Origin of the sequence: Roseibium alexandrii DFL-11 (genome assembly GCF_000158095.2) — a bacterium.
Classification (GTDB): Bacteria; Pseudomonadota; Alphaproteobacteria; order Rhizobiales; family Stappiaceae; genus Roseibium; species Roseibium alexandrii.
Window position 1 is genome coordinate 2,218,542 of sequence record NZ_CM011002.1, and the last position, 24,038, is coordinate 2,242,579.

Genomic DNA, 24,038 nt, shown 5'->3' on the forward strand with positions numbered 1-24,038 from the left:
CTTTCGCAATAGGCGGTTCGAAAATCTGGAGTGACTTTGGGGATCAGATCCCGCGCGACAGTTTCGTAGCAAAGTCGCTGGCCTCGTGGGACCGCACGAGAGCATGGCGGACCAGATCATCGAAATGCCGGGAAAACAGCTGCACGTGACGAGTGTTGGAAAAGGTCAGATAGCGCTGTCCCAAATACAGCGCGGCCCATTTTTGACCAAACACCGTAAACGGGGCGGAGAACCGGTCGTTCGCACCAAACAAATGAAGTCTGAGAGACGGGTAAAATCTATCCAGGGTTTCGCCCATGACCATAAGCTGCTCCTGGCGTGCGGCGTCCGGCAAATCCGACCACATGCCTTCGCCCCGGGCAAACGCTTCCAAAGCCTCTTTCGAAACACAGATTTCCATGTCGGATTCTGCACGGTTCAACAACGCCTGCTGATCGCGTGTGCCGGTGATGGCCTGCCCGGGTGTCCGAAAGGTTTCGCCCGCATATTCGTGAGCCAGAACCGCCTCTGTCTTCAAGACATCAGGCAGGTTCGCAGGAACATGGCGGATCTTGGCGCCAACCGCGTCCCGGTACCAGGCGAGCAAATGCACATCGACCGGATGACGTTCGGTTTCGGCCATTTGAACTGCTTGATCGAGGATGTCCGCCGCCGCCCCCTTGTGGGTCGACAAGCCCAGAAGCCAATCGGCGGACACGCCCAGTGCGGATGCGATGGCTGCGAGCGCCTGGCCGTTGGGCAGGCGTGGGCTCTCTTCTGACAACAGCTGGGAAACCGTTGACCGGTCGAGCTCAGCTGCGCGGGCGAGGTCTGAGCGGTTCAGCTCCCGCTCCCTGAGCGCTGCGCTCAAACGCTCGCGAAACAGTTCGGCCCGGTCTCGTTTGTCCATGCAGCGGGAATATCACAGCTGTTGAGGCAAAACCACACCTGCTGCGAAAACCAACAAGCACTCAGGCGCGGCAAGTTTGCAAAAAGGGGCTTGGTTTTTCACATCATCCGGTGATGCAGGTCGAACATGATCCAGAGACTGCCGCCGACCATGATGCAAATCAGAACGGCTGCGAAGGCCAAAAAGAAGAGGTTCTCGCCCGGCGTCGACTTGAAATTCAGGTGCAGGAAAAACACCAAGTGGACCAGCACCTGGATGACAGCGGCCGCTGCAATCACACCGTAAACGGCTGGCCCGGTGAGCGCGCCCGTCCAGACCAGGCCGAAAGGGATAGCGGTCAGCACAATCGCGAGTGCAAAGCCTGTCAGATAGGTGCCAAGGCTGCGATGTTCTGTGTGGTCCGTGTGGTCCATGTCAGCCTCCTACATCACACCGGGCAAATAGACGACCGAGAAGATCCCGATCCAGACGATATCAAGAAAATGCCAGAACAACCCCAAGCGGTTGAGCCGGGAGCGGACCGGCAAGGTCAGGCCCTTGGTCATGACCTGCCCGATCATCACAAGGATGCCGATCGATCCCATGGCAACATGTGCGCCATGCATCCCGACGAGCGTGAAGAATGCCGAGAAGAACCCGCTGACGTCCGGCCCTGCCCCTTGCAGGATCATGCCGCGGAATTCCAGAACCTCCATGGCAAGAAACCCAAGACCAAGTCCAAGTGTAATCAGTAGCCAAAGTATGACAGCGCGACCATGCCCCTTGTCCATGGCCAGGCTGGCAACGCCGAAGGTCAGGCTGGAGACCAACAGCAACGCGGTCTCGATGGCTGTGTGGCTGAGGTCGAAAACCTGTTGCGAGGTCGGGCCGGCCGCCGAATTTCCGGACAACACCACGTAGGTCGCAAACAGCAGCGCAAAAATGACGGCATCGCCCATCAGGAACAGCCAGAAGCCGAATTCCCGTCCGCGAAGCGAATGATGCTCTTCCTCCTCCAGGAGGTCGGCGTGGTTTCGTATGGTCAGCATCTCACTCATAGCGCTCTCCCCGAAAGCGCCATTCCGGACGCGGCGCCGCGCGGATCAAAATCACGCATGTCGTGCAGGTCGGCCGGGGTGATCCCGCCAAGCCACTTGTTTTCGATCGCTTCCACGTCAGCAGCGGACAGAACATATTCGCTGTTGTCGTCACAGGCCCGGATGCCGATGCACACCAGACACAAAACCAGCATCAGCACCGCCAGCCACCAGATGTACCAGACAGCAGCAAAGCCCATCACGAAGGAGAGCCCGCCCAAAATGACACCGAGGCCCGTGCTTTTCGGCATGACAATAGGCTCGTAGCGCTCCGGCCTCTGATAGGCGGTGCCGCGCATCTTCATCTCATGGAATGCATCGATGTCGGTGACCGTTGGAACAACCGCAAAGTTATAAGGCGCGGCCGGCGACGACGTTGCCCATTCCAAGGTCCGGCCGTTCCACGGGTCCCCGGTGATATCTCGGGACGATCCCCACTGGCGCACGGAAACATAGAGCTGGATGCCGATGCAGATAATGCCGCAGAGCACGAAGACCGCGCCCAGCGCGGCAACCACCAGAAAGGGTTGCCAAGAGGGATCCGCGTAATGCTCCATCCGACGGGACATGCCCATGAACCCAAGGGCATAAAGCGGCATGAAGGCGAGATAAAACCCGATAAACCAGAACCAGAAAGACCGGATGCCCCATTTGGCGTCCAGTTTGAATCCGAAGGCCTTCGGGAACCAGTAGTTCAGCCCTGCGAAATAACCGAACAGAGCGCCGGGAATGAGCATGTTATGGAAGTGCGCCACCAGGAACGTGGAATTGTGCATCAGGTAATCGGCGGGCGGCAAAGCCAGCAACACGCCTGTCACCCCGCCGATGACAAACGTCACCATGAAACCGATGGTGAACACCATCGCGGGATGGAACTCGATCCGCCCCCGGTACATCGTGAACATCCAGTCGAAGATCTTCACGCCGGTGGGCACGGCAATGATCATCGTGGCTATGCCGAAGATGGCATTCACATTGGCCGACGCCCCCATCGTGAAGAAGTGGTGCAGCCAGACCGTGAAGGAGAGCAAGGCGATACAAGCGGTCGCATAGACCAGCGAGGTGTAACCGAAGAGCCGTTTTCTGGAGAAGGTCGCCACCACCTCGGAAAAAATGCCAAAGGCCGGCAGGATCAGGATGTAGACCTCCGGGTGTCCCCAGATCCAAAGCAGGTTGGCGAACATCATCATGTTGCCGCCGTCCCCATTTGTGAAGAAATGAAAGCCGAGGGTCCGGTCCAGCCAGAGCTGCAAGGCAACCACGGTCAGTGCCGGGAAGGCAAAGACAATCAGGATCGAGATGCACAATGCCGTCCATGTGAACATGGGCATGCGCATATAGGTCATGCCCGGGCAGCGGTTCTTCACAATGGTGACGATGAAGTTGATCCCGGACATGGTTGTTCCGACGCCACTCAGGGTCAGCGCCCAGATCCAATAGTCGACGCCAACACCCGGACTGTATTCGATGCCGGAATACGGCGGATATCCCGTCCAGCCGGCCTGGGAGAACTTGCCCACCACAAGCGAGATAAGGACCAGCGCGGCCCCTGCTGCCGTTAGCCAGAGACTGACGGAATTCAGAAAGGGAAAGGAAACGTCCCGAGCACCAATCTGCTGCGGAACGATCAGGTTGATCAGACCGGTCAGAAACGGCATCGCCACGAAGAAGATCATGATGGTGCCGTGAGAGGAGAAGATCTGCTCAAAATGCTCGGGCGGCAGATAGCCTTCGCTGTTGAGCGAAATCGCCTGCTGGGCGCGCATCATCAGCGCATCAACAAAGCCCCGCACCAGCATGATGAGCGCGAGCACGACGTACATGATGCCGATCTTCTTGTGATCGACACTTGTCAGCCAGTCGGTCCACAGAACCTTCCAAGCGCGCAGGTATGTGATCAGCAGGAAAGCCGCGATCCCGCCGCCAACAGTCACGGCCGCACCGCCCATGGCCACCCAGCTGTAAAGGGGCAGCGCGTCAATCGTCAAACGTCCCAGCATCAGGCAGCCCCCCGGCAAATCAGTTCCGCAGCTTTGCTTTCCAGCGGGCCGACAATCGGCGCGTATTTGCGCAAGATCAGGCCAAACAAATTCGGCTCGACACTCGAGTAGTAGGCAACCGGGTTTGCAACACTCTGTTTGGTGACTTCGAGATAGGTCTTGGCATCAAGGGCATCCGGCGAACCGGTCACCTTCTCTTTCCAGGCCGTGAAGTCCGCCTCTGTCAAAGCATGCGCCAGAAAGTTCTGGTCCGAGAAACCGTCGCCGGAATACATGGTGTTGCGGCCCTTGAAGGTGCCCGGACCATCGGCAAGCAAGTTCATTTCCGTCCGCATGCCGGCCATTGCATAAATCTGACCACCCAGCGCCGGGATCATCAGCGAGTTCATCACGGTGTCGGAGGTGATTTTGATGGACAGGGGCCGATCGGCCGGAAAGGCCAGTTCATTGACACTGGCAACGCCCAACTCGGGATAGACAAAGAGCCATTTCCAATCGAGTGCGATTGCCTGAACTTCAAAAGGCGGCTTGTCCGAGGCAAGCTCCTTGTAAGGATCAAGCTTGTGCGTGTCGCGCCAGACCAGCGTACCCAGAACTATGATGATCGCGGCCGGAACGAGCCAGACAACGGTCTCGATTTTCCAAGACCCCTCCCACTCTGGCGTATAGGCCGCAGTGCTGTGATGCCGCGACCGATATCGGTAAACAAACAAGAGCGTGAGCAAAATGGCCGGAATCGCCACAATCATCATCAGCCAGAAGGCCGTGAACAAAAGATCGCGCTGAGCGAGAGCGATCGGCCCTTGCGGGTAAAGGATGGGGGCTTCGGAAAGCGCGCAACCGGAAACAAGGAACGCGATAGCGGCCGCGGCACCCAATTGCCGGACCCAATGCAGAGGCGTTCCAGATCCAATCACACCAACATCCCCCGCAGGTATTGCCAGGTCCGTGGGCGGGCAGATGAATGAATGCCGCACCAACGACTTGAGGCAAAACGATTTGATTTGAAAACACTATGCCGCAGATTTTTCCAGCGCAAGGCGTTGACGCGAGCGAAGGGACCTTTTCGATTTCCGGGCGAACGTCATGGCAACCGGATCAACAAAATCTTAAGCACCTGAGAAAATCAAACCCAAGTACATATAAGTAATTTTTACAGTTTTTCTTGCCAAACGAGCCTTTGACGTTGAACTTCCAATTTCATCAAGCATAATCGAATCAGTACCGTTACGTTATATCAATCATTTCTGAATAACGGTTGGTATGTGTGTTTTTACTAAGAGACCGTTTGAGCTGTTTTTCAGAAACAAGGATTTCGATGCATTGCGGGCGATAACGAAAAAACTTCAGGATTTTGCCCGATGGATGATCATTGATCCGCGGGACACCGAACTTGCGCAGGCGCAGTGCCGGGAGCTGAACTCCCAAATTCCGCTGCTATATCTACTGTTGATGGTCAACGCGATTGCCGTCGCCTACACCCATCGCGACGTTGCGCCAGGCTACCTGACCATCGGCGTCCTTGTGCCGATGCTCCTTTTGACAACATTCAGGCTGATCTCCTGGCTCCGGTCCCGTGGTGTCGATCTTGGACCGAAACAGGCCGTTCGCAAGTTACGTCAAACCGTTCTTCTGGGAAGTATGGTCTCCGTTGTCTACATCACCTGGTCCTTGAGCCTGGAAGGATATGGTACGCCAGTTGAACAGGGCCATGTTGCGCTGTTCATCGCAATTACCGTGATTGGCTGCATCTTCTGCCTGATGCATTTGCCGCAAGCGGCCATCATGGTGATGCTCATCGTGACGGCGCCTTATCTGGTCTATTACCTGAGCAAAGGCCAGGACGTTTATACGGCGATTGCCATGAACATCTTTCTGGTGTGCCTGGTTATTTTGAAAGTGCTGCTCAACGGTTACGAGGCCTTCTCGAACCTGATCAAATCCCGCTCCGAACTGGCAGCAAAACATCAGGAAACGGAACGCCTGAATGCTGAGAACGAGCGCCTTTCGCAGACCGATTTCCTCACAAACCTGCCCAACCGCCGGTACTTCTTCAACAGGCTCGACCGCCAGATCGAGACCGTTGCCGGTACGGACGCCGTCTTTGCCGTCGGTGTAATCGACCTGGATCAGTTCAAGCCGGTCAACGACACCTATGGACACCAGGTCGGCGACCAGCTGCTGATGGCTGTTGGCGACCGCATGGAAGCGTTGGGGGTACAGGATCTGGAGATCAGCCGGCTCGGCGGAGATGAATTCGGTCTTTTGTTTCTCGGGCCTCCGGAAACAGCTGCCGATGTTGCAAAGGCCCTGTGCGAGAGCCTGCAACAGCCGTTCAAGATTGGCGAGATTTCCGTTGCGATCGGAGCTTCCTGCGGCATCGCATTTTATCCGGATGCCGGCACGACGACCCATATGCTATTCGACCGCTCCGACTACGCACTCTACAACTCCAAAACGACGGCCCGCGGCTCGGTCACTGTCTACTCAGCCGATCATGAAGCCCGTATCCGGTCTGAACGTGCCATCGAAAGTGCCCTGCAATGCGCCGACATCGCAGCCGAGTTCGAGGTCCACTTCCAGCCGTTTGTTGCTCTTTCGAAACAGACGATCATTGGCTTTGAGGCCCTGGCGCGTTGGAACAGTCCGGAACTTGGCCGCATCCCGCCGGACGTCTTCATACAGGTGGCCGAGCGAACCGGTCAGATCCAGAGACTGACCATCCAGCTGTTTTGTAAGGCGATCAGACAGATCGAAACACTCCCGGACACGTTGCGCATGTCCTTCAATTTGTCTGCGCATGACATCACATCGCATGAAACGGTCTCCAGGATCCTAGACATCATTTCAGAGCGCAAATTCGACCCAAAACGGATAACGTTCGAAATCACCGAAACATCTGTCATCGGCAGCTACGAAGCTGCAGAAGCCTGCCTGAAACGCTTGCAGGATGCCGGGTGCCGCTTGGCTCTGGATGATTTCGGAACCGGGTACTCAAGCCTGGGGTATCTGCACCGTTTGCCGATTGATTGCGTCAAGATCGACCGGAGCTTCATCTCCTGTCTCGATGATCCGATGACGGGCGGCGTTGTCGCCTCGATCCTGAACCTGTGCCGGTCTATGCAGATCACCTGTGTTGCCGAGGGCGTTGAAGAGGCGGCTCAGGTTGATGCTCTTCAGCAACTGCAATGCCGGTTCGCGCAAGGCTATCACTTCTGCCCACCGAAGCCCTTTGCCGACATCAAGCAAAGCATTGACGAGACTGGCACGATCGCCGGCCTTCCGATAATCAGCGCCGATCACAACGACCTGCTGCGTTCCAGCGCAAATTAGCCATCAAGCTTTCCGGATTGCCGCTGCCACAACGCAGTGTATAGCCCGCTTTTTCCGAGCAGTTCGGTATGGGTGCCCTGCTCAATGACATGCCCTTCATCAATCACGAGAATCCGATCCATGGCTGTCAATGTAGAGAGCCTATGCGCGACCGCGATCACCGTTTTGTTTTCCATGAAATCCAGAAGTGCGCTCTGTATTTCTTCCTCCACTTCAGAATCCAGAGCACTGGTCGCTTCATCGAGAATGAAGATCGGTGCGTCCTTGAGAATGGCCCGCGCAAGCGCCACGCGCTGGCGTTGTCCACCGGACAGTTTCACGCCGTTTTCGCCCAGGTGAGCATCATACCCGGTTCTCCCGCTGCCGTCCTTCATGGCCTCAATGAAATCATGCGCACGGGCTAGACGCGCCGCTGAAACGACCTCCTCAAGGGACGCATCAGGTTTACCATACTGAATGTTCGACATGGCGCTGCGATTGAACAGTTCCGGCTCTTGCGACACCATCGCAATGCTGCGGCGCATATCATCGACCGCAAATGCTCGCGTATCAATTCCATCAATCGCAATCCGGCCGGACTGTGGATCATAAAGGCGAAGTAGCAGCGAGAGCGCGGTCGATTTCCCTGCGCCAGAGCGGCCGACGAGGCCCACCTTTTCTCCCGGCCAAATGCGAAAAGACAAGTCCCGGACGGCCCCAACGTGGCCATCATATCCGAACGTCACCTTTTCGAACGATATTGAACCTTCAGCCGCATGCGTCTCGACCGATGCTCCGGTCTTTTCATCAATATTTGCGTCCGAAAGCGTTGAGGCGCCATCCTGGATCGTGCCGAGCGCATTGAAAATTGCCATCGCAGTCTGAGAGATCCAGCGTGACATTTGGGTCAGGCGAAGCGTCAGGATCGTCGCGAGCGCTATGACCCCGACCGAAGCCGAACCTTGAGAGAAGAGCAACAGCGAGGATCCAATCATGACCACAATGACGAGTGCATTCAAAATGGTGATGGCAACGCGCATGTTCAGCATATCGCGACCAAAGGCCAAAGCCGCTTCGCGGTAATTCGAAAGAACGTCTTTCGCTGCAGTCTCTTCACACGCACCATGAGCGAAGAGTTTGACCGTCTTCATGTGCGACAGGGAATCCACAAATTGACCAGTCAACTGCCCGCGCGCTTCTGCCTGATCCTTTGCGCGCCTTTGAATATGCGGAACGCACCAGTGCAATATGGCCACAAAACCGGTAACCCACACCAAAACAATGATGGCAAGCCAGGGATTTGCGCTGCCAAGAAGGGCAATCATGGCGATGATGTAGGCAAGGAGCAGCCCGGCTGCCGTCAAGGTATCTGACGTAAGATCGGTGACTGCTTGAGCAGTCTGCATCTGCTTCTGGACAATCCGGCCCGCGAAATCCCCTTCAAAGTACCGCATGGAGTGTCCAAGCGTATGGCGATGAAGGCGCCAGGCTATACGCGGATAAATTCCCGGACTGACTGCCAGAAGCTGTATTGCGCTGCCGCCCAGCTGAGCGATCGGCATTGCCAGAACCACGAAAATTACCAAAAAGAGAAGGAACAGCCATTCATGTACGAACAGGCCAGCAGGGCCGACCGATGTGGCCCGATCTACAAGTTCGCCAATGAAATAGGCAAAGGCCGCATCCACCGCACCAAAGCAGAAGGAAAACGCAACGAGCAGTATCAGCGGTAGACGGGCATCCGCCAAAGCCCAGCGGAGAAAAGGCCACAGCTCATTGGGCGGTGTTTTGTCGGGGTAGTCCTCAAACGGATCAACAAGCCCAGGGATGCTCCGCGTTTCTTTATCGAATTGCTGCCGTTTGGAAGACATTAAATAAACTCAGTAGCAGGTATGACCTTTGGTATCTCGCAGTCAAACGAGGTCAAATTGTCAATGGAATCAGCAGTTTGAAACAGCATCTCTGTCTTGTTGAACTCCTACCCCAACCCGAGCCAATGGCCGACAAATCAGAGCGGTCCGGTTTAACCGAACCACTTTCAGAGCAGACCGGCAGATGCGGGGTTTGCCGCACCTGCCGGTTACACTCAAAAACTACTTGGTAATTTTCTCATTCAGGCGGCGATGAGTACGGAGTCGCGCCTAAACGGCCTCTGGTGCCCGCTCGGCATCAGATTCTGATAAACGAAACCGCTTGGTCGCGCGCTCAAAAGACCGCTCAACAGGGCCGAAAGCAGCTTGGAGTTCAGCCTTGACCGTGGCTTTATCCACGATTTTGTCCGCCTCAAAGTCGGCCTTTGCCTTGGTGTAGACCGCCATGACGCCGTCGTACTGTTTGGACAGTTCGGCGGCAGCTTCTCGAGCCGCAGTGTTTGAAAGTGAGGACAGTTCATCCAGCTTGCGGCGCCATTCCTTGAACTGTTTTTCCCGTTTGCTCCAGTTGAAGGCGAAGTCCTCCTATTCAGGGGTTTCGATGGACGACTGTACTATCGACGAATCGTACCAGTTTGTGTCTGAAGCGACAACTGATGCAATTCTCTTCAAGTTGAACACTGCAACCCGGACGGGGGCGCTGCCCATATTTTTTTGACTTGCCTTGGGTCAGGACCCCTCAGCCGCAATCCGGTAGACGCAGCGGCGGCCGCCGGAGAGGAGATGCTCCTGGCGCTCGACGTGAACGCCGTCTCCAAGGATCGACTGAAACAGATTGAGCTCTGAGCGGCAGAATACCTGACAGGCTGTTGCCGCTGCACAGATCGAACAGTGGTTCTCGATCAATAGAAACGCATCGCCATCCCGCTGCACCTCGGCCATGTAGCCTTCCTTGCTCCGCAAATCGGCAAGTGCAGCAACTTTTCCCCGAAGCTCCTGTTCCTGGCCGAGAACCTCGGAATAGAGTTTGCGGCTTTGGTCTTCGCGGTGGGCGATGAGCTTTTCAAGACCATCCGGGCCATAGATGTCGGTCACCCCGGACAAAAGACCCGAAACAAGCCCCGCATGATTGTCGGGGAACTGGCCGTGGCCCTTTGCGCTCAAGGACCAGACCCGTTTCGGGCGGCCGACCGAGCCTTTCAGGTCCTCAAATTCAACAAGCTCCGCCTCCAGCAAGCCGTCCAGATGCTGGCGGACTGCAACGGATGTGACGTTGAGTTCCTCGGCAAGCTCCGCTGCCGTTTGGGGTCCGGCAGCTTTTAATGCATTCAGCAGTCTTATGCGGGTGCGGTCTGACATGATGGCATGAATATAGTCAGCGCTCAGATAAAGAAAAGGATCTCTTATCTAACTTTCAAACCGGATCGCACGTTTTCGTATTTGGCCAAACGTGCTACCGGACATGCATGGTGGCTGGGACAAAACGACAGAAAGACATGCGCAAGGCGCTGCGCCTACTGCTGCCACGTGTGCCGATGGCAGATGCGGAGGCGATCCTTGAAGGCGCCCTCGCCGGTCATCTGCGGCACCTGCCGCCATCCATTGCCGTTTGGCAAGCGGCCACCAGCCGTATCCGGCATGAGCATACGGACTATGACGACTTGCTCGACGACGGGTATGACCGGGATGCCGCCCGGTTTTTCGTACTGGATGCCATGAACGACATGCTGGAGACCTGGGGAAGTCAGAAGCGTGTCTCTGCGGAAGCGGACGACCAGGTTTAGCTCCTACCGGCAGACGTCGAGGATCCAGAGGAACGCCATTGGAACCATCGCCAGTGCCGGGAGAATGATGGCCGGATAACCAAACAGAAAGATGCAGACGGCCCAGACCATCGCCAGGTTTCCGACGAACCAGTATTTGGCATCGTCCTCACCATAGATCGCGTCCTTCACAAACCAGTTCAGCACTGGAATGATCAGCAACAGGCGGATGATAAGCAGCTCTTGCTCGGCAGTTTTTGCAGACACGCGATCAGGCCTTTATTTGATTTTATGTACGTGGTTTCACGTAAGCTCGGAGAATGGATCCCGCACTGTGACAAAACGCCCGTTGGCTGCGGCATTCTGGCATTTGCGACGTTTCTCTTCGCCATGAACTTTTATCGCCTGCGAACTATCCGCACGCTGATGACCCTTGCCATTCATCGCGGAGACTTTAAGTTGCAAATTGTCAGTTATTACGATGCTCCGGAGACCCCGCGCCGTGCCCCGATTTTCCCCAAAATTCCTTTTGGTTGCCGCCACTCTCACAAATCTTGTTTCGGCTGAAGCCATGTCTGAAAACAGAATCGATCTCGTCCGCCCAGATGCACCAGAGCTTGCAGCTCATGGCGAGCATGGGGTCGGTCGGATGACGATGCAGCTCACCAATCCCAACCAATACGACATCGTCCGGATTGCGGCTGATGAAACGCCGGAGCGGTATGACCGCCCATTGACGGTGGAAATCTTTTATCCGGCTGAAGCGCATGTTGCGCCAGAACCGATGCGGGTCATCCTGCGGGACGGACAGCGTGAGGTCGACATTCACGGACTCTCCAAACCGGATGCCACGCCTGCCAAGGCCTCTGCCCCCTACCCGCTCGTACTGATCTCACACGGCTATCCGGGCAACCGTTTCCTGATGAGCCATCTGGCGGAAAATCTGGCCACCAAGGGGTATGTCGCGGTCTCCATCGACCACACTGACAGCATGTATCATGACAAGGCGGCCTTCGGATCCACGCTGGTGAACCGTCCGCTTGATCAGATGTTCGTGTTGAATGAAATGGACCGGCTCAGCAAGGACGATAACTCGCCACTTGCCGGCCTGATCGACACCAGCCGCACCGGTCTCATCGGTTACTCCATGGGCGGCTATGGCGCGATCATCTCTGCCGGCGGCGGTGTAACCGACAAATCCATCGGATATGAGTGGGGGGCGCCGGACGGGCTTTTGGGTATGCACAAGGCTGGCAGCACAGATCATGAAACTTTGATTGATCCCCGTCTCAAGGCGATTGTCGCCATTGGCCCCTGGGGTAGAAACCGGGATTTTTGGGACGCTGAGGGCCTGTCCGGTGTGCGCGTCCCTGCGCTTTATATGGCCGGCAGCGTTGACGATGTTTCCCAGTATGAAACCGGCATCCGCAAGATCTGGGAAGAAAGCAGTGGAACCGACCGGCATCTTTTGACCTTCATCAGCGCCAATCATAACGCTGCAGCTCCCATGCCTGCGCCGATGGAATCCTATCCCTTCAGCGACGAACTCGGCTGGGCACCGTTTGAACACTATGCAGATGCGGTGTGGGACACGGTGCGGATGAACAACATCACGCAGCACTTTGCAACCGCCTTTATGGATCTCCACCTGAAGAACGACACGGACAAGGCCGCCTATCTAGACCTGATCGAGACGGCAGAAGATGGTGTTTTCGCCCGCAATGACGATGGCATGGACAAGCCAGAGCATACCTACTGGCGCGGCTTCCCTGACAGGTCCGCAAAGGGCTTGATGTTCGAAACCCGCTCAAAAGGCGAATAACATCTTAATTTCACAAGCGGCGCGCGGAACAGGCCGCCGCTTGTTAACCTGACATGCAAGCGCCCCTTTTACTCTGACGTTCAATCAGGATAAAAATCCTTTGGTTTTTGAAGATTCGAACGTTGGGGAACTTTGTGTTCCGATCTTACCGGACTTGGGCCAAAATCTACTGGGCTTGCTTTTCGGCCTTGGTGCTTTCGCTCACCAGCGCGGTTGCTTTCTGTGTCATGCCGCGGCCATTGGCAGCCGAAACCGGACCGGTCATTTTAACGACGCACGACCTTCCGCCTTACGGATCAGTTCAGCCCGATGGAAGCTTTGATGGGATCGCGGTTCGTGTCGTTTCCTGCGCTCTCGATGCAATTGATCGTGCGTTTGAAATCCACGTGCTGCCTTGGAAACGCGCACAGCTGGAGGTTCAAAACGGGTATGCGGACGGCTTTTTCGCGGCGTCCCAAAATGCTCGGCGCGATGCCTATGCAACGGCCAGCGCGATCATCGCCCGGCAGACATGGACGTGGTATCTCCTCGAGAATCAAATCCTAAGTCCGAAAGACCCCGCCAATCGCTTGTCCATGCTGACGTCGAGCTTTCTCGGCGCGAACATGCAAACGTGGCTCCGCCGGAACGGGTATCGCACAACGGATTTTCCGCCCAGAGACACGAATGCCCTTCTGGAAATGTTGCTGGCCGGCCGTGTGGACGCTGTGCTCGCCAACAACCTGGTTATTGAGAGCATTTTGGACACCCGCGGAGTATTGAGCGAAATCCGCTCAGAGGTTCAGCAGGACAAACCGCTTTCGGTCTATTTTTCGAATGATTTCCTTCAACTCAACCCGGGTTTCCTGGCCGAGTTCGATGCGGCGGTGCCGGACTGCCGCGATGCTGAGGCGGCCTCCGGCGACATCAACTCATAAAGACAACTAAGGACGGCGCGCGACCAGGTCGATCTCCACCAGGGCACTGACAGCAAGCGCGGTCACACCGATGCAGGTCCGTCCCGGCAACTTCCCCTCCTCGAAGTAGGAACGGTAGGTTTCGTTCATCTGTGCATAATCGCGTTCGAATTCGGTTAGATAGACCCGGGCGAAGGTCACATTCCCCAGCCCCAGTCCGAGCCCTTCCAACACGATTTTCAGATTGTCCATCACCCGGGCGGTCTGTGCCCCAATGCCGGCTGGCAGTGGCGCATCCGGGGCATCTGGATCGGTTGGCATCTGACCCGTGACAAAGACCCATCCGTCGGCTTCCACGGCATGCGAGAACGGCGCAACAGGCCGCGGGCCTTGGTCGATCATGTGATGAATTGGCAGCACGGCTTATCTTCCCTGATTGTTGGCTGGAATGAGAAGACAAGCGGATTGCCAACCGAGACTCAAGTCTTTGGATAAATCCATTGCTCGGGAATGTGCGCGGTTACTGCCTCGCCCGCAGCAACCGTACCCGGCTTTTCGACAAAACCTACCAAGCCACGCAGCCTTCGGGCCTTTTGCGGGAACAGCAGATCAAGCCCGCTGCGGTCAGGGAACTGGCGATCGATTGCGGATCCGGCAAAGCGGCACGGGGCATTGTCGCCATCGACCCGGATCACCACACCGCCCTCAAATTCAAGACGTGTGCGCGGAGGGATCAGCGAGAGATTGGGAATGCCGGAGAGCGTGATGTTGCCGCCAATCCATTCGGACTTGAGTTCGGGGAGTTCCATGCGCTCAGCAATGATTGCCAATTCTTCTACCGACAGGATGGAGATCTGCCGCTCGTTGCACATTTCGGTTCCGCGCGGGTACCACGGCTCGCGCCCCCCGGACTTGCGGGTGAACCCGGCATGCCGATCCCCCGGAACCCCCTCAAATGTCAGGTCCAGACGCTCGACCGGTTCGGTCTGAAAGTCCTCCGTCACCGGGGTACCGAAAACGCCCTCCACGTGCCCTGCGATCTTGAATTTGCGGGTAACGTCCAGTGTATCGGCAAGGCAGGTGTCTTGGTCGGCCATGGTGTCAGTCCTCAGATCATGTGTTGCCAGCTACGTACTGGAATGGGACGTTGACCGCCAGCAAAAGCCTGTGATGAGTTCATGCAAATGATTGATGGAAGCCGACGGTCAGCCTTGCACAGGTAGAAATTTTTGACCTACTTGCGAAAGTAACGAACAAATAAGACCGCCGTGGTTTTCTGGAACGAACTGAAAGGAACTGCTGTTGTTGCTCGTCTTGCATTGCCGCCGATCCGGCAGAAATCTCTTCCGCGCTCTCATTTGTGGGTTGGGCTTCTTGTTGGCCACTTTGCCGCCGGCGCTCGCCGCGGATCAGGTGCTTTTTTTGCAGGACAATGCCTACGCCCCCTACATGACCGTCGAAAACGGCATGCCGGCGGGGCTCTATGCCGAGATCCTTTTCGAAGCGCAACGCCGGATGGACGCAAGCAACCTTTCGGTTCAGGCGGTTCCCTGGACGCGCGCAACGGTTCTGGTGGAAAACGGGTATGCACAAGGTCTGGTTGGCAGCTACTACAAGCCGACAGACAGACCGTGGATCCGTCATTGGTCCGTGCCCATCTTTTTTGAAGAAGTCAGCATCTTTTGCCGGTCCGGGATCGCGCAGCCCGGGTGGATATACCCGGACGACTATAAAGGCCTCCTGTTCGGCAATGTTGCTGGCTACAAAGCGCCCGGAGACCGGTTCTTTGAGCTCGTCGAGCAGGGAGTGATTAAGCTGGAAGAAGCTCAGACAACCGAACAGAACCTGGACAAACTCGCGCTCGGGCGGATTGATTGTTATGTCGTGGAGCGCATCGCCACGGAAGTCCTCATCCGCGAAAAGAACATCAAGAATGTTCGGATTGCCGGGACTGCCTCCTTGGAAGCTGCCTATATCGGGTATTCCGACAAGTGGACCGGGCCGAATGCTGATGCCTTTATCAAGGCCATGGATGAAACGCTAACGGACATGAAGGCTGACGGTACGATTGACCGTATCATCGCAAAGTTCATTGGAAGTTGACACTACTGGCATCGTCGGAATGTCACGATAAGCAACCGCTTGTGTTTATGGATAATTGACACTTTCGATGTTTCGTAATTTCTTGAAATCAAAACTATCGTTACGTAATCACACTGATCGACATCCGGGACAGGCTCGGCAATTTTGGAACGTCAAAACAACAAAAAGCCAGTGAGAACCTCCAGAATGACACCAGCGTGCGCTCCACAGATCACAAAAGACCTATGAAAACCGTACGGAAATGCCTTCTGACGATTTGTGCCGCTGTCACGGCGGTGTGCGCAGGCGCCGCGCTGGCTGATGCCGATGAACACGTGCGTCTCGTCACGCTCGTTCAAGACGCGGACTATGCGCCCTTCATGACGGCCGAAGAGTCCGGGCCTGCCGGGATCTATGCGGAAATCATCAAAGAGGCCGACAAACGGCTGCCGGGTTATACGATCGAGCTGACGTCTGCGCCCTGGACACGGGCCAAGTTCCTCGTGCAAAGCGGCAAGGTGAATGGCCTGATCGGCACCTATCACAAGCCAATCCGCAGGCCGTGGATCCGCCATTTTTCAACGCCCATGGCGACAGAAACGATTTATGTTTATTGCCGGGAAGGCGTAGCCCAGGACCACTGGGAATACCCGAAGGATTATGCGGGGCTGCTCTTCAGCAACAATGCCGGTTTCTCAACTCCGGGCGCGGAGTTTTTTAAGATGGTATTGAATGGCAAAATCCAGCTTATTGAAGAACAGACGACCGATGCCAATTTGCGTCTTTTGCAAATAGGCCGCGCCGATTGTTATGTGCAACAACAAGAGGCAGTCGAACTCTCCATCCAGTCCAACAACTTCGACAAGATCAAACCGATCCGGGAAGTCCACACGGAAACCGCCCATATCGGCTACAGCCAGCATTGGAGCGCGGAAGACGGCGATACCTTCATTGCCGACATGGACAGTGTCCTGAAACAAATGACTGCCGATGGCACGATCCGGAAGATCATCATGAACTGGACTGACGGTACAATATAGCACTGTCCCGGCCTGACCAAAGCCCCACTGTTCCGCAAACCTCAATTCAACGGCGAGCTTTTTGCAATCGGCGCGCCAAGCGCCTCCGCCATGTTGGCGATCGCGGCCATTTGGGGAGCGTCCTTGGTCAAGAAATCGGAACTGCTGTAGCCCCACCAATCCCAACACCCTTTTGGGTTGCCGCCCGCAAGACCGAACCCGTTGAAAAAATCACCCGGAATGACCTCCGCCTGCGGATAAAGCACAACAATTCGGTTGCTCTCGGCCCAGCGGTTGAACTGGGTGAGCCGCGCGTATTTCTCGCCAATCTGGCCGCTGGTCTGCTCGCAGCCATGCAGCGCGATGTGCAAGCGGCAGGGATCGCCTTCAGCGCAGGCTGTTGGAACATAGGCAAATCCGGTGTCCCCCATTCCCACTGCGCCGTTGGTATACAGCCTCTGATCGAATGTCTTGAAGTTGGCGTTGACGGGTGCCGTTGCCGGGGCGAGCGGACCGTATAGCCAGTTGAGAATATCCCTCGCCTGCTCGATCTTCTCTGTTGCTCCCTGGGGCGCTTCACAGCTGTTTAGGTAGTCGGGCGCGGTCGTGGAACAGGCCACCACACCGCAGGTCATGTCCGCCTTTGCGGCGTCAGGGTCGGCCGGACAGGCGTTTTCAGCGTCGGCGGCTGTCAGAAATCCATGCCCCGCATTGATATCATCGACATAGCGAATGCTTTCTGCCGGCACATTGAGATCCGCGTAGACTTGCCGCAAGGCGTCCATCGTCGGGCCATGCACCGTCTCATCGGCATCACCGTGAAACAGATAAATACGGTCATCGGCAATGCCGGCAATCGGATCGATGTTTCCGGAATTCTCCCGCATGACGTCCAGGGACTCGGCCGGGTCGGGTGCTGACGGGGCATTGTCCATGCAGACCCCGACCGCCTTCAGCGCGCGATAATAGACAAACGCATTCCACCAGGACTGGACTACGGCGCAACCATAAGGCCCGCCTGCGACAATGCCTGCACCGGAGATGTTGCTGGAGAAAGCGGTTTGCAGCTGCACACTCATGAATGCGCCGCTGGACAGCCCCGAAACTGTCGTCTCTTGCACAGCCAGGGTCAGTTTGGGAAGCGGTTCTGCAATTGCCGTAGAACTCATGAACGGCGTTACAAACGCCGCCGAACCGAGAGCGAGAAAGATCGGCAAAGACAGTGCAGGGAATTTGGACCGGCAGACGGACTTCAACATTGTATCCTCCTGACGCGCTCAATCAGTAATTGAACGCTAACAGGACGAAGACCCTTACGCAACGGCAGTGCACAATATATTTGTGCAGCGCATAAATTGAACGCCCCACGGAATCTACCGCGGGGCGATCTGGTCAGGTCACAAAGTCCGAGTTACTGGATCGGAACGGTGCAAACCATTTGTGTGTGCTGCGAGTTGATCCAGCAATTGGGCGGCAAGGCGCCTGTCGGGATCGGGTAATAGTAGTAGGCCGGCTGCTTGTTGGCATTCGCAATCGCAGCCCCTGTTGCAACACCGGCCGCATAGGCTGCGCCCGGATGATAATAGGGACCGTAGGGCGGATAATACGGATGGTAGGGGTGAACCGGGTGATGCCAGCCGCGGCAGCGTGGATCTTGAGGTGCGTGATAGCAATAAGGGCCATAGGGCTCAAAACCAACGCTGCCAGGCGCAGCGCCGGGGGCCGCTGCGGTTGCGCCATGGTGATGCGGCCGCGGTCCGTGATCGATAAAGAGCGCCACGCCGGTTGCACTTTCCGGCAAGTCTCCGCGCAGCACTTTCACGTCATAGACAACGCTTGAGCCTTCGGTCTTCGCCGATGTCAGTTCAACAAGCGCCGGTGCCGTGCCGGTTTGGCTCAAGACACTGACCACCGCATTCGGTGGCACGTCAGCAAACGTGTTGCCAGCGTTCCAGTATTCAGAAAAATCAGCGTTGCTGACCTGGCCACCGAGGCGGTACGGGCGCTCGGAAAAGAACAGGACGCCCGTGCTCGCATCGTTCAGGGTCAGGGTTGACCCGTCAAAGGTCATGGTGCCGGCTTGCTGGACATAATCGTAAGCTGGTGGCGGTGCCGGATCGCCTTGAACAGGCGCTGCGGTCTGGGGCTGGGCAAACGCAAAACCGCAAAAGAGACTTCCCGCCAGCATGGCAGATATGGGCAAAGCAAATTTCATGTAACCCTCCTATCGAAACACCCTTGGTTCCTGCCAGCAGAATGGCAAATGCCTTTTGGCGTACATGTGATGGAGAACACTCTTTGCGCCAATTGCACCGAAAAGACGGCGCTGCGATGAAGATTTCGTAAGGTCGGCCAAAGGCTCCCCACAGCAGGAGACACAGGAGAGCGTGCTCCTTACTTACGTCTTGGCCGGTCCTCAGCAGAGAGAATTCTCACGCCTTATTCGGTCGATGGTCCGGATGGCGGCGTATAGGGCGTCCCGCCGCCGGGCACTTTTCTGGGTCCCTTCGGTGCATCTCCCTGACTCACACTCAAGGGCGCCACATCGTCATGCGACGGCCCATGCCCGCCACCGAGCCCAGGTAAAACACCACCCGGAAATGGCGCGTTCACGCCCCTCTTTTGATCATCCTTCGGCTTCTTGCGATCCACCATGGCCTAGTCCTCCTCCAACTCGATCGCGACGACATTCGACATGTCCGGCAACAGAACTTCACCAGCCGGAACTTGCTGAACTTGCGTGCCGGCTGAGGGGACGAATGTCTTGCTCTCGCCCACCGGCACAAACCAGACGGCTTGCTTCAAATAGAGTTGCTGTGTCTCCCCGCCTTGGTCGTCGGCGTAATAATGCGGCCAGCCGGAGAGCGCCGTGCCGTCCTTGAAGCGCACCACAACCCAAATACCCCGCCTTTCGTGAAACACCTCATTCCAAGGCTGCCGGCTGCTGATCCGCTTTGAAAATTTCAAGGTTTTGAGGATGCGGTGGCTGACGGAATAGTTTTTCAAGAACCCGAACAGGATGCCGTAAGCAGCGGCAACGATCAGCGGCGTTGCCGAGATGTCGCCGAGATAAGCTGTAATCTTCTGATGTGCGCCGGATTGTGTTTCCGCGCCAAGATCGGGAAAGAAACTCTGGCCGAACAATCCGATGGATGTGATCTGCGTTGCCAGCAGAAAGAAGATCACCCAGGACACCGACGGCAACGTGTCCTTCACCTTGAAATCAGACACCTGATTGTAGACGAAAAACCCCAGAATGCCCGGAAGGATCAGGAGCAGAACGGAAAACGCCTCGAAACTGTCAATCATGCCGACCCCGCAACCCAGGGAAGATTTGAAATGACGATAACAATTTTAAGGATTTATGGACACTGAAAAACGACGCTTCGTTTTTGGGTTTTGCAGATTAGACTGCTGCAGCCTCAATCGGAGAAACACCATGGCCAAGCTATCAGCGGCTATCCTTTTAACGTTACTCCTCGTCATCAGGGCTTCTGCAGACGCGCCAAGCGTGAGCGTTGCGAGTATCCTTTCCGCGGTCAGCGGGTATCAAGACGGCAACTACTACAAGGCTGTGCTGGTGAAGGGCGAAGAAGATGCAGATCTGTATCTCTTCAGCCGGGACGGCTGGGATCTCAATCTGGAAGCATATGCCCGCGGAATTGTGGTGACCGGGATCGGCGGCACGGACGCGTCCTTGTCAACGGCAGAGAATGGCGCCCTGAGGGTCCATTCCGAAAATATTGCCATTGGGCGGAACCGGTGGCAGCAGACGCTCACCGTTGTTCACCGCGATGGCCAGTACGTGGTCGCCGGATACACTTATTCCTTTTACGACACGCTGGCTGTTGATGCGAATGGCGATGTCTTGACCGGCGAGTGCGACGTCAATCTTTTGACTGGCAAGGGCTTCAAGGACAGCCATCCGTTCCGCACCAATTTCAGATCAGTGCCCGTAACAAAATGGCGCGCGGACATGGCGCCACCGGAATGCGAATGGGAGTAAACTATCAGCGCGCGATCACCTGAAACTGTTTGACCTTATATCAAAGAAAAGCCGACGCACAGCCAGCGCGCCGACCTCTTGCAGTCTGAATTCAGCGTCAGGCCGCGGCAATCATCTTGCGCGGATCGTAGAAAGGCTTTTCGACAATGACCGCGACTTCCTGGCCCTCGGGTATGTCGACCTGGAGCTCTGTGCCTAGACCGTCACAGTCGGCGGAAACCATCGCGAGCGCAATGTTCTGCTGTAGACGGGGAGAATAAACCGCTGACGTAACTTTACCGATCGCAGCCCCGTCCTTGCGGACTGTCCAGAAGGTGGTGTTCGGTCCGCGCAGGGGTGCACCGCCGATAAGAAGGCCTACCTGTTTGCGTGACACACCGGCCTCACGGATCCGTTGCAAGGCGGCTTTGCCAATGAAATCAGCGTCCATCGAAAGGTCCACCAAGCGATCCATGCACAATTCAAATGGATTTGTCTGCATATCCGCATCGGCATGATACGACAGCATGCCGCCCTCAATTCGGCGGATCGAGGATGTGTGGCCCGGTTGAAGGCCAAGTGGCACGCCGGCAGCCATGATTTTTTCCCACAGCTCGTCGCCACGGCTGCCATCACGCAGGTAAAGTTCGTAGCCCAGCTCACTGGACCAGCCTGTGCGGGACACAATCAGCGGAATCCCATCCAACTCGACTTCGCGATGCCAATAATACCGCAGGTCCATGATCTCTTGACCGAAGAGCACCTGCATAATCATTCCGGATTTCGGGCCCTGCAACTGCAATGGCGAAACGTCAGGCTCTCCAATCGTGACGTCCATCCCTGAGTTAATTGCGACCCCTTGCGCCCACAAAAGGACATCGCTGTCGGAGATGGAGATCCAGAAATGGTTCTCGCCGAGGCGCAGCAGGATCGGATCATTGATGAGCCCGCCAGCAGCATTTGTAATCAGGATGTATTTGCACTGACCAACGGCCATTTTGGACAAGTTGCGCGGCGTTAGCATCTGGACAAAGGCTGCGGCATCCGGACCGGTGATCTCGACCTGCCGCTCCACGGCCACGTCGCACAAAATAGCGTCATGGACCAGATTCCAGAAGTTCTGTTCCGGGTCGCCAAAATCGCGCGGAATATACATGTGATTGTAGACGGAGAAAGCCTTGGCGCCCCAACGAACCGTTGCCTCAAAATAGGGCGACTTCCTGATCTGTGTTCCAAAACCGAATTCAGCGGCTGCGGTCATATGCGCCTCCCAGGCATTATAGGATATTTTTTTGAACTTCGGCAGATCGTTGTCGACGGCTTGCTCCCGGAACTCTCGGGCGTCAGACTTCGGACTTGCATAACCTTAAGTAAGCCCCAGACTACTGGTCTGAAATTCCACAGAGGTCACACTCTGTCTCAAGTGCGACATCGTAAAAACCCTTACGCATTTTTCGATACCGGGGATCAACCGCAGACATGAAAAAAGGCGGCCCGAAGGACCGCCTTTTTCTAACGTCTCAAAGATAGAACCTACCGCGTCAGCGGCTTGTACTTGATGCGGCGCGGGTCGGCGGCGTGGGCACCGAGGCGGCGGACCTTGTCCTTCTCGTAGTCCTCGAAGTTGCCTTCGAACCACTCCACATGGCTGTCGCCTTCAAAGGCGAGCATGTGCGTTGCCAGACGGTCGAGGAACATACGATCGTGCGAGATCACCACGGCGCAGCCGGCGTAGTTTTCCAGCGCGTCTTCGAGGGCCGCCAATGTCTCGGTGTCGAGATCGTTGGTCGGCTCATCGAGCAGCAGAACGTTGGCGCCCTGTTTCAGGACCTTCGCCAGATGCACACGGTTGCGCTGACCACCTGAGAGATCGCCAACCTTGGCCTGCTGAGCCGGGCCCTTGAAGTTGAAGGACGAGCAGTAGGCGCGGGAGTTGATCTCCTTGTCATCCAGATAGATGACTTCCGCACCGCCGGAGATCTCTTCCCAAACGTTGTTGTCCGGGTTGAGCGCGTCCCGCGACTGGTCGACATAGCCAAGCCGGACGCTGTCACCCGTGATCACTTCGCCGCTGTCCGGCTTTTCCTGCCCTGTCAGCATCTTGAAGAGCGTTGATTTACCCGCACCGTTCGGACCGATGACACCAACAATGCCGCCGCGCGGCAGTTTGAAGGACAAATCATCGATCAACAAGCGGTCTTCAAAACCCTTGGAGACGCCTTTGACCTCGATGACATTCGCGCCGAGGCGCTCGCCAACCGGGATCAGGATCTGTTCAATGGACGGCTGGCGCTCTTCCTGGGCGGACAGAAGATCATCAAACGCCTTGATACGCGCTTTCGACTTGGTCTGGCGGCCTTTCGGGCTCATGCCCATCCATTCGCGTTCGCGGGCGATGGCACGGTTACGCGCCATGTCTTCGCGGCCTTCCTGCTCCATCCGCTTGGATTTCTTTTCCAGATAGACCGAGTAGTTGCCCTCATACGGGATGCCCTGACCGCGGTCGAGCTCCAGAATCCAGCCGGTGACGTTGTCCAGGAAGTAGCGATCGTGGGTGATGATCAGCACGGAGCCCTTGAACTCGCGCAGGTGGCGTTCCAGCCAATGCACTGTTTCAGCGTCCAGGTGGTTGGTCGGCTCATCAAGCAGCAGAAGATCCGGCTCGGAAAGCAGCAATTTGCAAAGCGCCACACGGCGGCGTTCACCGCCGGACAGGTTGTCGACCGGGCTGTCGCCGGGCGGGCACCGCAGCGCTTCCATGGCCATTTCCACTTGGCTTTCCAGGTTCCACAGATCAGCTGCGTCGATCTCGTCCTGAAGCTGCGCACCTTCCTCGGCCGTCTCGTCCGAGTAGTTCATCATCAGCTCGTTGTAGCGGTCGAGCTTGGCCTGCTTGTGGGCAACGCCTTCCATGACGTTTTCCATGACCGTCTTAGTCTCGTCGAGCTGCGGTTCCTGCGGCAGATACCCGACCTTGGCGCCCTCGGCCGCCCAGGCTTCGCCCTGGAACTCCTTGTCCAGACCGGCCATGATCTTCAAGAGCGTCGATTTACCAGCGCCGTTGGGTCCCAGAATACCGATCTTGGCGTCCGGGTAGAAAGACAGGTGAACGTTGTCGAGGACCTTCTTGCCCCCGGTGTAGGACTTGGACAGTCCGTGCATGTGATAGATGAACTGGCGCGCCATGGGGCTCGTCGTCTCCGCAGGTTGGAATGTCGGGATTCTTTTTGTAAAAACTGGCGCCGTTTTACGGGAATTTGGCCGATGGGGCAATGGGGGAATGCATCCCGGCCTAACAAGCCCGTTGATCCTCAAAAGCCGCA

General features: G+C 56.4%; 24 protein-coding genes. 7 read left to right on the plus strand and 17 right to left on the minus strand.

Annotated features, from left to right (window positions below; all coding sequences use genetic code 11):
• Window positions 1–43 precede the first annotated feature (43 nt).
• The 5 genes from SADFL11_RS10375 to cyoA form a co-directional block, all read right to left on the minus strand.
• On the minus strand, window positions 44–889 hold the full coding sequence (locus SADFL11_RS10375) for a helix-turn-helix domain-containing protein (protein WP_008189822.1): 846 nt from the start codon (window positions 887–889) through the stop codon (window positions 44–46).
• A 98-nt stretch (window positions 890–987) separates the two neighbouring features.
• Window positions 988–1,302 carry a cytochrome o ubiquinol oxidase subunit IV gene (gene cyoD / locus SADFL11_RS10380; protein ID WP_008189660.1) on the minus strand — a complete coding sequence of 105 codons (315 nt, stop codon included), beginning with the start codon at window positions 1,300–1,302 and terminating at the stop codon, window positions 988–990.
• 9 nt (window positions 1,303–1,311) lie between these two features.
• Window positions 1,312–1,926 (minus strand): cytochrome o ubiquinol oxidase subunit III, encoded by a 615-nt coding sequence (gene cyoC / locus SADFL11_RS10385; RefSeq protein ID WP_008195113.1) that lies wholly within the window; start codon window positions 1,924–1,926, stop codon window positions 1,312–1,314.
• On the minus strand, window positions 1,923–3,965 hold the full coding sequence (gene cyoB, locus SADFL11_RS10390; RefSeq protein ID WP_008189672.1) for a cytochrome o ubiquinol oxidase subunit I: 2,043 nt from the start codon (window positions 3,963–3,965) through the stop codon (window positions 1,923–1,925). Before cyoB ends, cyoC begins: the two co-directional genes overlap by 4 nt.
• Window positions 3,965–4,882, minus strand: a complete 918-nt coding sequence (gene cyoA, locus SADFL11_RS10395) for a ubiquinol oxidase subunit II (protein WP_228198261.1) — start codon at window positions 4,880–4,882, stop codon at window positions 3,965–3,967. The genes cyoB and cyoA overlap by 1 nt, the downstream gene beginning before the upstream one ends.
• 448 nt (window positions 4,883–5,330) lie before the next feature.
• On the opposite strand from cyoA, the gene SADFL11_RS10400 reads away from it, so the two are divergent.
• Window positions 5,331–7,298: a putative bifunctional diguanylate cyclase/phosphodiesterase gene (locus SADFL11_RS10400; protein ID WP_209002784.1), complete on the plus strand. Its 1,968-nt coding sequence runs from the start codon at window positions 5,331–5,333 to the stop codon at window positions 7,296–7,298.
• Here the strand turns inward: SADFL11_RS10400 and SADFL11_RS10405 are convergent.
• The 3 genes from SADFL11_RS10405 to SADFL11_RS10410 form a co-directional block, all read right to left on the minus strand.
• Window positions 7,295–9,148 carry an ABC transporter ATP-binding protein gene (locus tag SADFL11_RS10405; protein ID WP_008194105.1) on the minus strand — a complete coding sequence of 618 codons (1,854 nt, stop codon included), beginning with the start codon at window positions 9,146–9,148 and terminating at the stop codon, window positions 7,295–7,297. The genes SADFL11_RS10400 and SADFL11_RS10405 overlap by 4 nt on opposite strands.
• A gap of 270 nt (window positions 9,149–9,418) precedes the next feature.
• Window positions 9,419–9,595 (minus strand): hypothetical protein, encoded by a 177-nt coding sequence (locus SADFL11_RS25265; protein ID WP_008191897.1) that lies wholly within the window; start codon window positions 9,593–9,595, stop codon window positions 9,419–9,421.
• Between the two features lie 282 nt (window positions 9,596–9,877).
• Window positions 9,878–10,507 carry a helix-turn-helix transcriptional regulator gene (locus SADFL11_RS10410; protein ID WP_008191397.1) on the minus strand — a complete coding sequence of 210 codons (630 nt, stop codon included), beginning with the start codon at window positions 10,505–10,507 and terminating at the stop codon, window positions 9,878–9,880.
• A gap of 107 nt (window positions 10,508–10,614) precedes the next feature.
• Here SADFL11_RS10410 and SADFL11_RS10415 point away from each other — a divergent pair, with 107 nt between their 5' ends.
• A complete protein-coding gene (locus SADFL11_RS10415) occupies window positions 10,615–10,932 on the plus strand; it encodes a DUF2293 domain-containing protein (protein ID WP_008195673.1) in 318 nt (105 codons plus the stop codon).
• A gap of 3 nt (window positions 10,933–10,935) precedes the next feature.
• On the opposite strand, the gene SADFL11_RS10420 is transcribed toward SADFL11_RS10415, so the two are convergent.
• The gene (locus SADFL11_RS10420) at window positions 10,936–11,178 is read right to left on the minus strand and encodes a hypothetical protein (RefSeq protein ID WP_008193003.1); all 243 of its coding nucleotides are present in this window, start codon (window positions 11,176–11,178) and stop codon (window positions 10,936–10,938) included.
• A gap of 304 nt (window positions 11,179–11,482) precedes the next feature.
• Between SADFL11_RS10420 and SADFL11_RS10425 the strand changes: the two genes are divergently transcribed.
• Both SADFL11_RS10425 and SADFL11_RS10430 read left to right on the plus strand, forming a co-directional pair.
• A complete protein-coding gene (locus SADFL11_RS10425; protein ID WP_008193449.1) occupies window positions 11,483–12,733 on the plus strand; it encodes an alpha/beta hydrolase family protein in 1,251 nt (416 codons plus the stop codon).
• Between the two features lie 134 nt (window positions 12,734–12,867).
• Window positions 12,868–13,650, plus strand: coding sequence for a substrate-binding periplasmic protein (locus SADFL11_RS10430; RefSeq protein ID WP_050776071.1), 783 nt, complete (start codon window positions 12,868–12,870; stop codon window positions 13,648–13,650).
• A 6-nt stretch (window positions 13,651–13,656) separates the two neighbouring features.
• On the opposite strand, the gene SADFL11_RS10435 is transcribed toward SADFL11_RS10430, so the two are convergent.
• Window positions 13,657–14,031 carry a RidA family protein gene (locus SADFL11_RS10435; RefSeq protein WP_008196513.1) on the minus strand — a complete coding sequence of 125 codons (375 nt, stop codon included), beginning with the start codon at window positions 14,029–14,031 and terminating at the stop codon, window positions 13,657–13,659.
• 77 nt (window positions 14,032–14,108) lie between these two features.
• The gene (locus SADFL11_RS10440; protein WP_008191785.1) at window positions 14,109–14,726 is read right to left on the minus strand and encodes an MOSC domain-containing protein; all 618 of its coding nucleotides are present in this window, start codon (window positions 14,724–14,726) and stop codon (window positions 14,109–14,111) included.
• Between the two features lie 280 nt (window positions 14,727–15,006).
• On the opposite strand from SADFL11_RS10440, the gene SADFL11_RS10445 reads away from it, so the two are divergent.
• A complete protein-coding gene (locus tag SADFL11_RS10445) occupies window positions 15,007–15,732 on the plus strand; it encodes a substrate-binding periplasmic protein (protein ID WP_134852984.1) in 726 nt (241 codons plus the stop codon).
• 224 nt (window positions 15,733–15,956) lie between these two features.
• Complete coding sequence (locus SADFL11_RS10450) at window positions 15,957–16,751, plus strand: substrate-binding periplasmic protein (protein ID WP_008191067.1); 795 nt, start codon at window positions 15,957–15,959, stop codon at window positions 16,749–16,751.
• A gap of 41 nt (window positions 16,752–16,792) precedes the next feature.
• Here the strand turns inward: SADFL11_RS10450 and SADFL11_RS10455 are convergent, their stop codons facing one another.
• From SADFL11_RS10455 to SADFL11_RS10470, 4 genes are all read right to left on the minus strand, one after another.
• Window positions 16,793–17,989, minus strand: coding sequence for an alpha/beta hydrolase family protein (locus tag SADFL11_RS10455; RefSeq protein ID WP_008192667.1), 1,197 nt, complete (start codon window positions 17,987–17,989; stop codon window positions 16,793–16,795).
• Between the two features lie 152 nt (window positions 17,990–18,141).
• Entirely contained in the window at window positions 18,142–18,945 is an 804-nt protein-coding gene (locus SADFL11_RS10460) for a hypothetical protein (RefSeq protein ID WP_008194393.1), read from the minus strand.
• 224 nt (window positions 18,946–19,169) lie between these two features.
• Window positions 19,170–19,385, minus strand: a complete 216-nt coding sequence (locus tag SADFL11_RS10465; RefSeq protein WP_134852985.1) for a hypothetical protein — start codon at window positions 19,383–19,385, stop codon at window positions 19,170–19,172.
• Window positions 19,386–19,388: 3 nt separating this feature from the next.
• Entirely contained in the window at window positions 19,389–20,039 is a 651-nt protein-coding gene (locus tag SADFL11_RS10470) for a DUF6338 family protein (RefSeq protein WP_008192681.1), read from the minus strand.
• Window positions 20,040–20,169: 130 nt separating this feature from the next.
• Here SADFL11_RS10470 and SADFL11_RS10475 point away from each other — a divergent pair, with 130 nt between their 5' ends.
• Window positions 20,170–20,736 carry a hypothetical protein gene (locus tag SADFL11_RS10475; RefSeq protein WP_134852986.1) on the plus strand — a complete coding sequence of 189 codons (567 nt, stop codon included), beginning with the start codon at window positions 20,170–20,172 and terminating at the stop codon, window positions 20,734–20,736.
• A gap of 97 nt (window positions 20,737–20,833) precedes the next feature.
• On the opposite strand, the gene SADFL11_RS10480 is transcribed toward SADFL11_RS10475, so the two are convergent.
• Both SADFL11_RS10480 and ettA read right to left on the minus strand, forming a co-directional pair.
• Window positions 20,834–21,976 (minus strand): glycine cleavage T C-terminal barrel domain-containing protein, encoded by a 1,143-nt coding sequence (locus tag SADFL11_RS10480; RefSeq protein ID WP_008190888.1) that lies wholly within the window; start codon window positions 21,974–21,976, stop codon window positions 20,834–20,836.
• Window positions 21,977–22,248: 272 nt separating this feature from the next.
• Entirely contained in the window at window positions 22,249–23,901 is a 1,653-nt protein-coding gene (gene ettA, locus SADFL11_RS10485; protein ID WP_040451710.1) for an energy-dependent translational throttle protein EttA, read from the minus strand.
• Window positions 23,902–24,038: the final 137 nt, after the last annotated feature.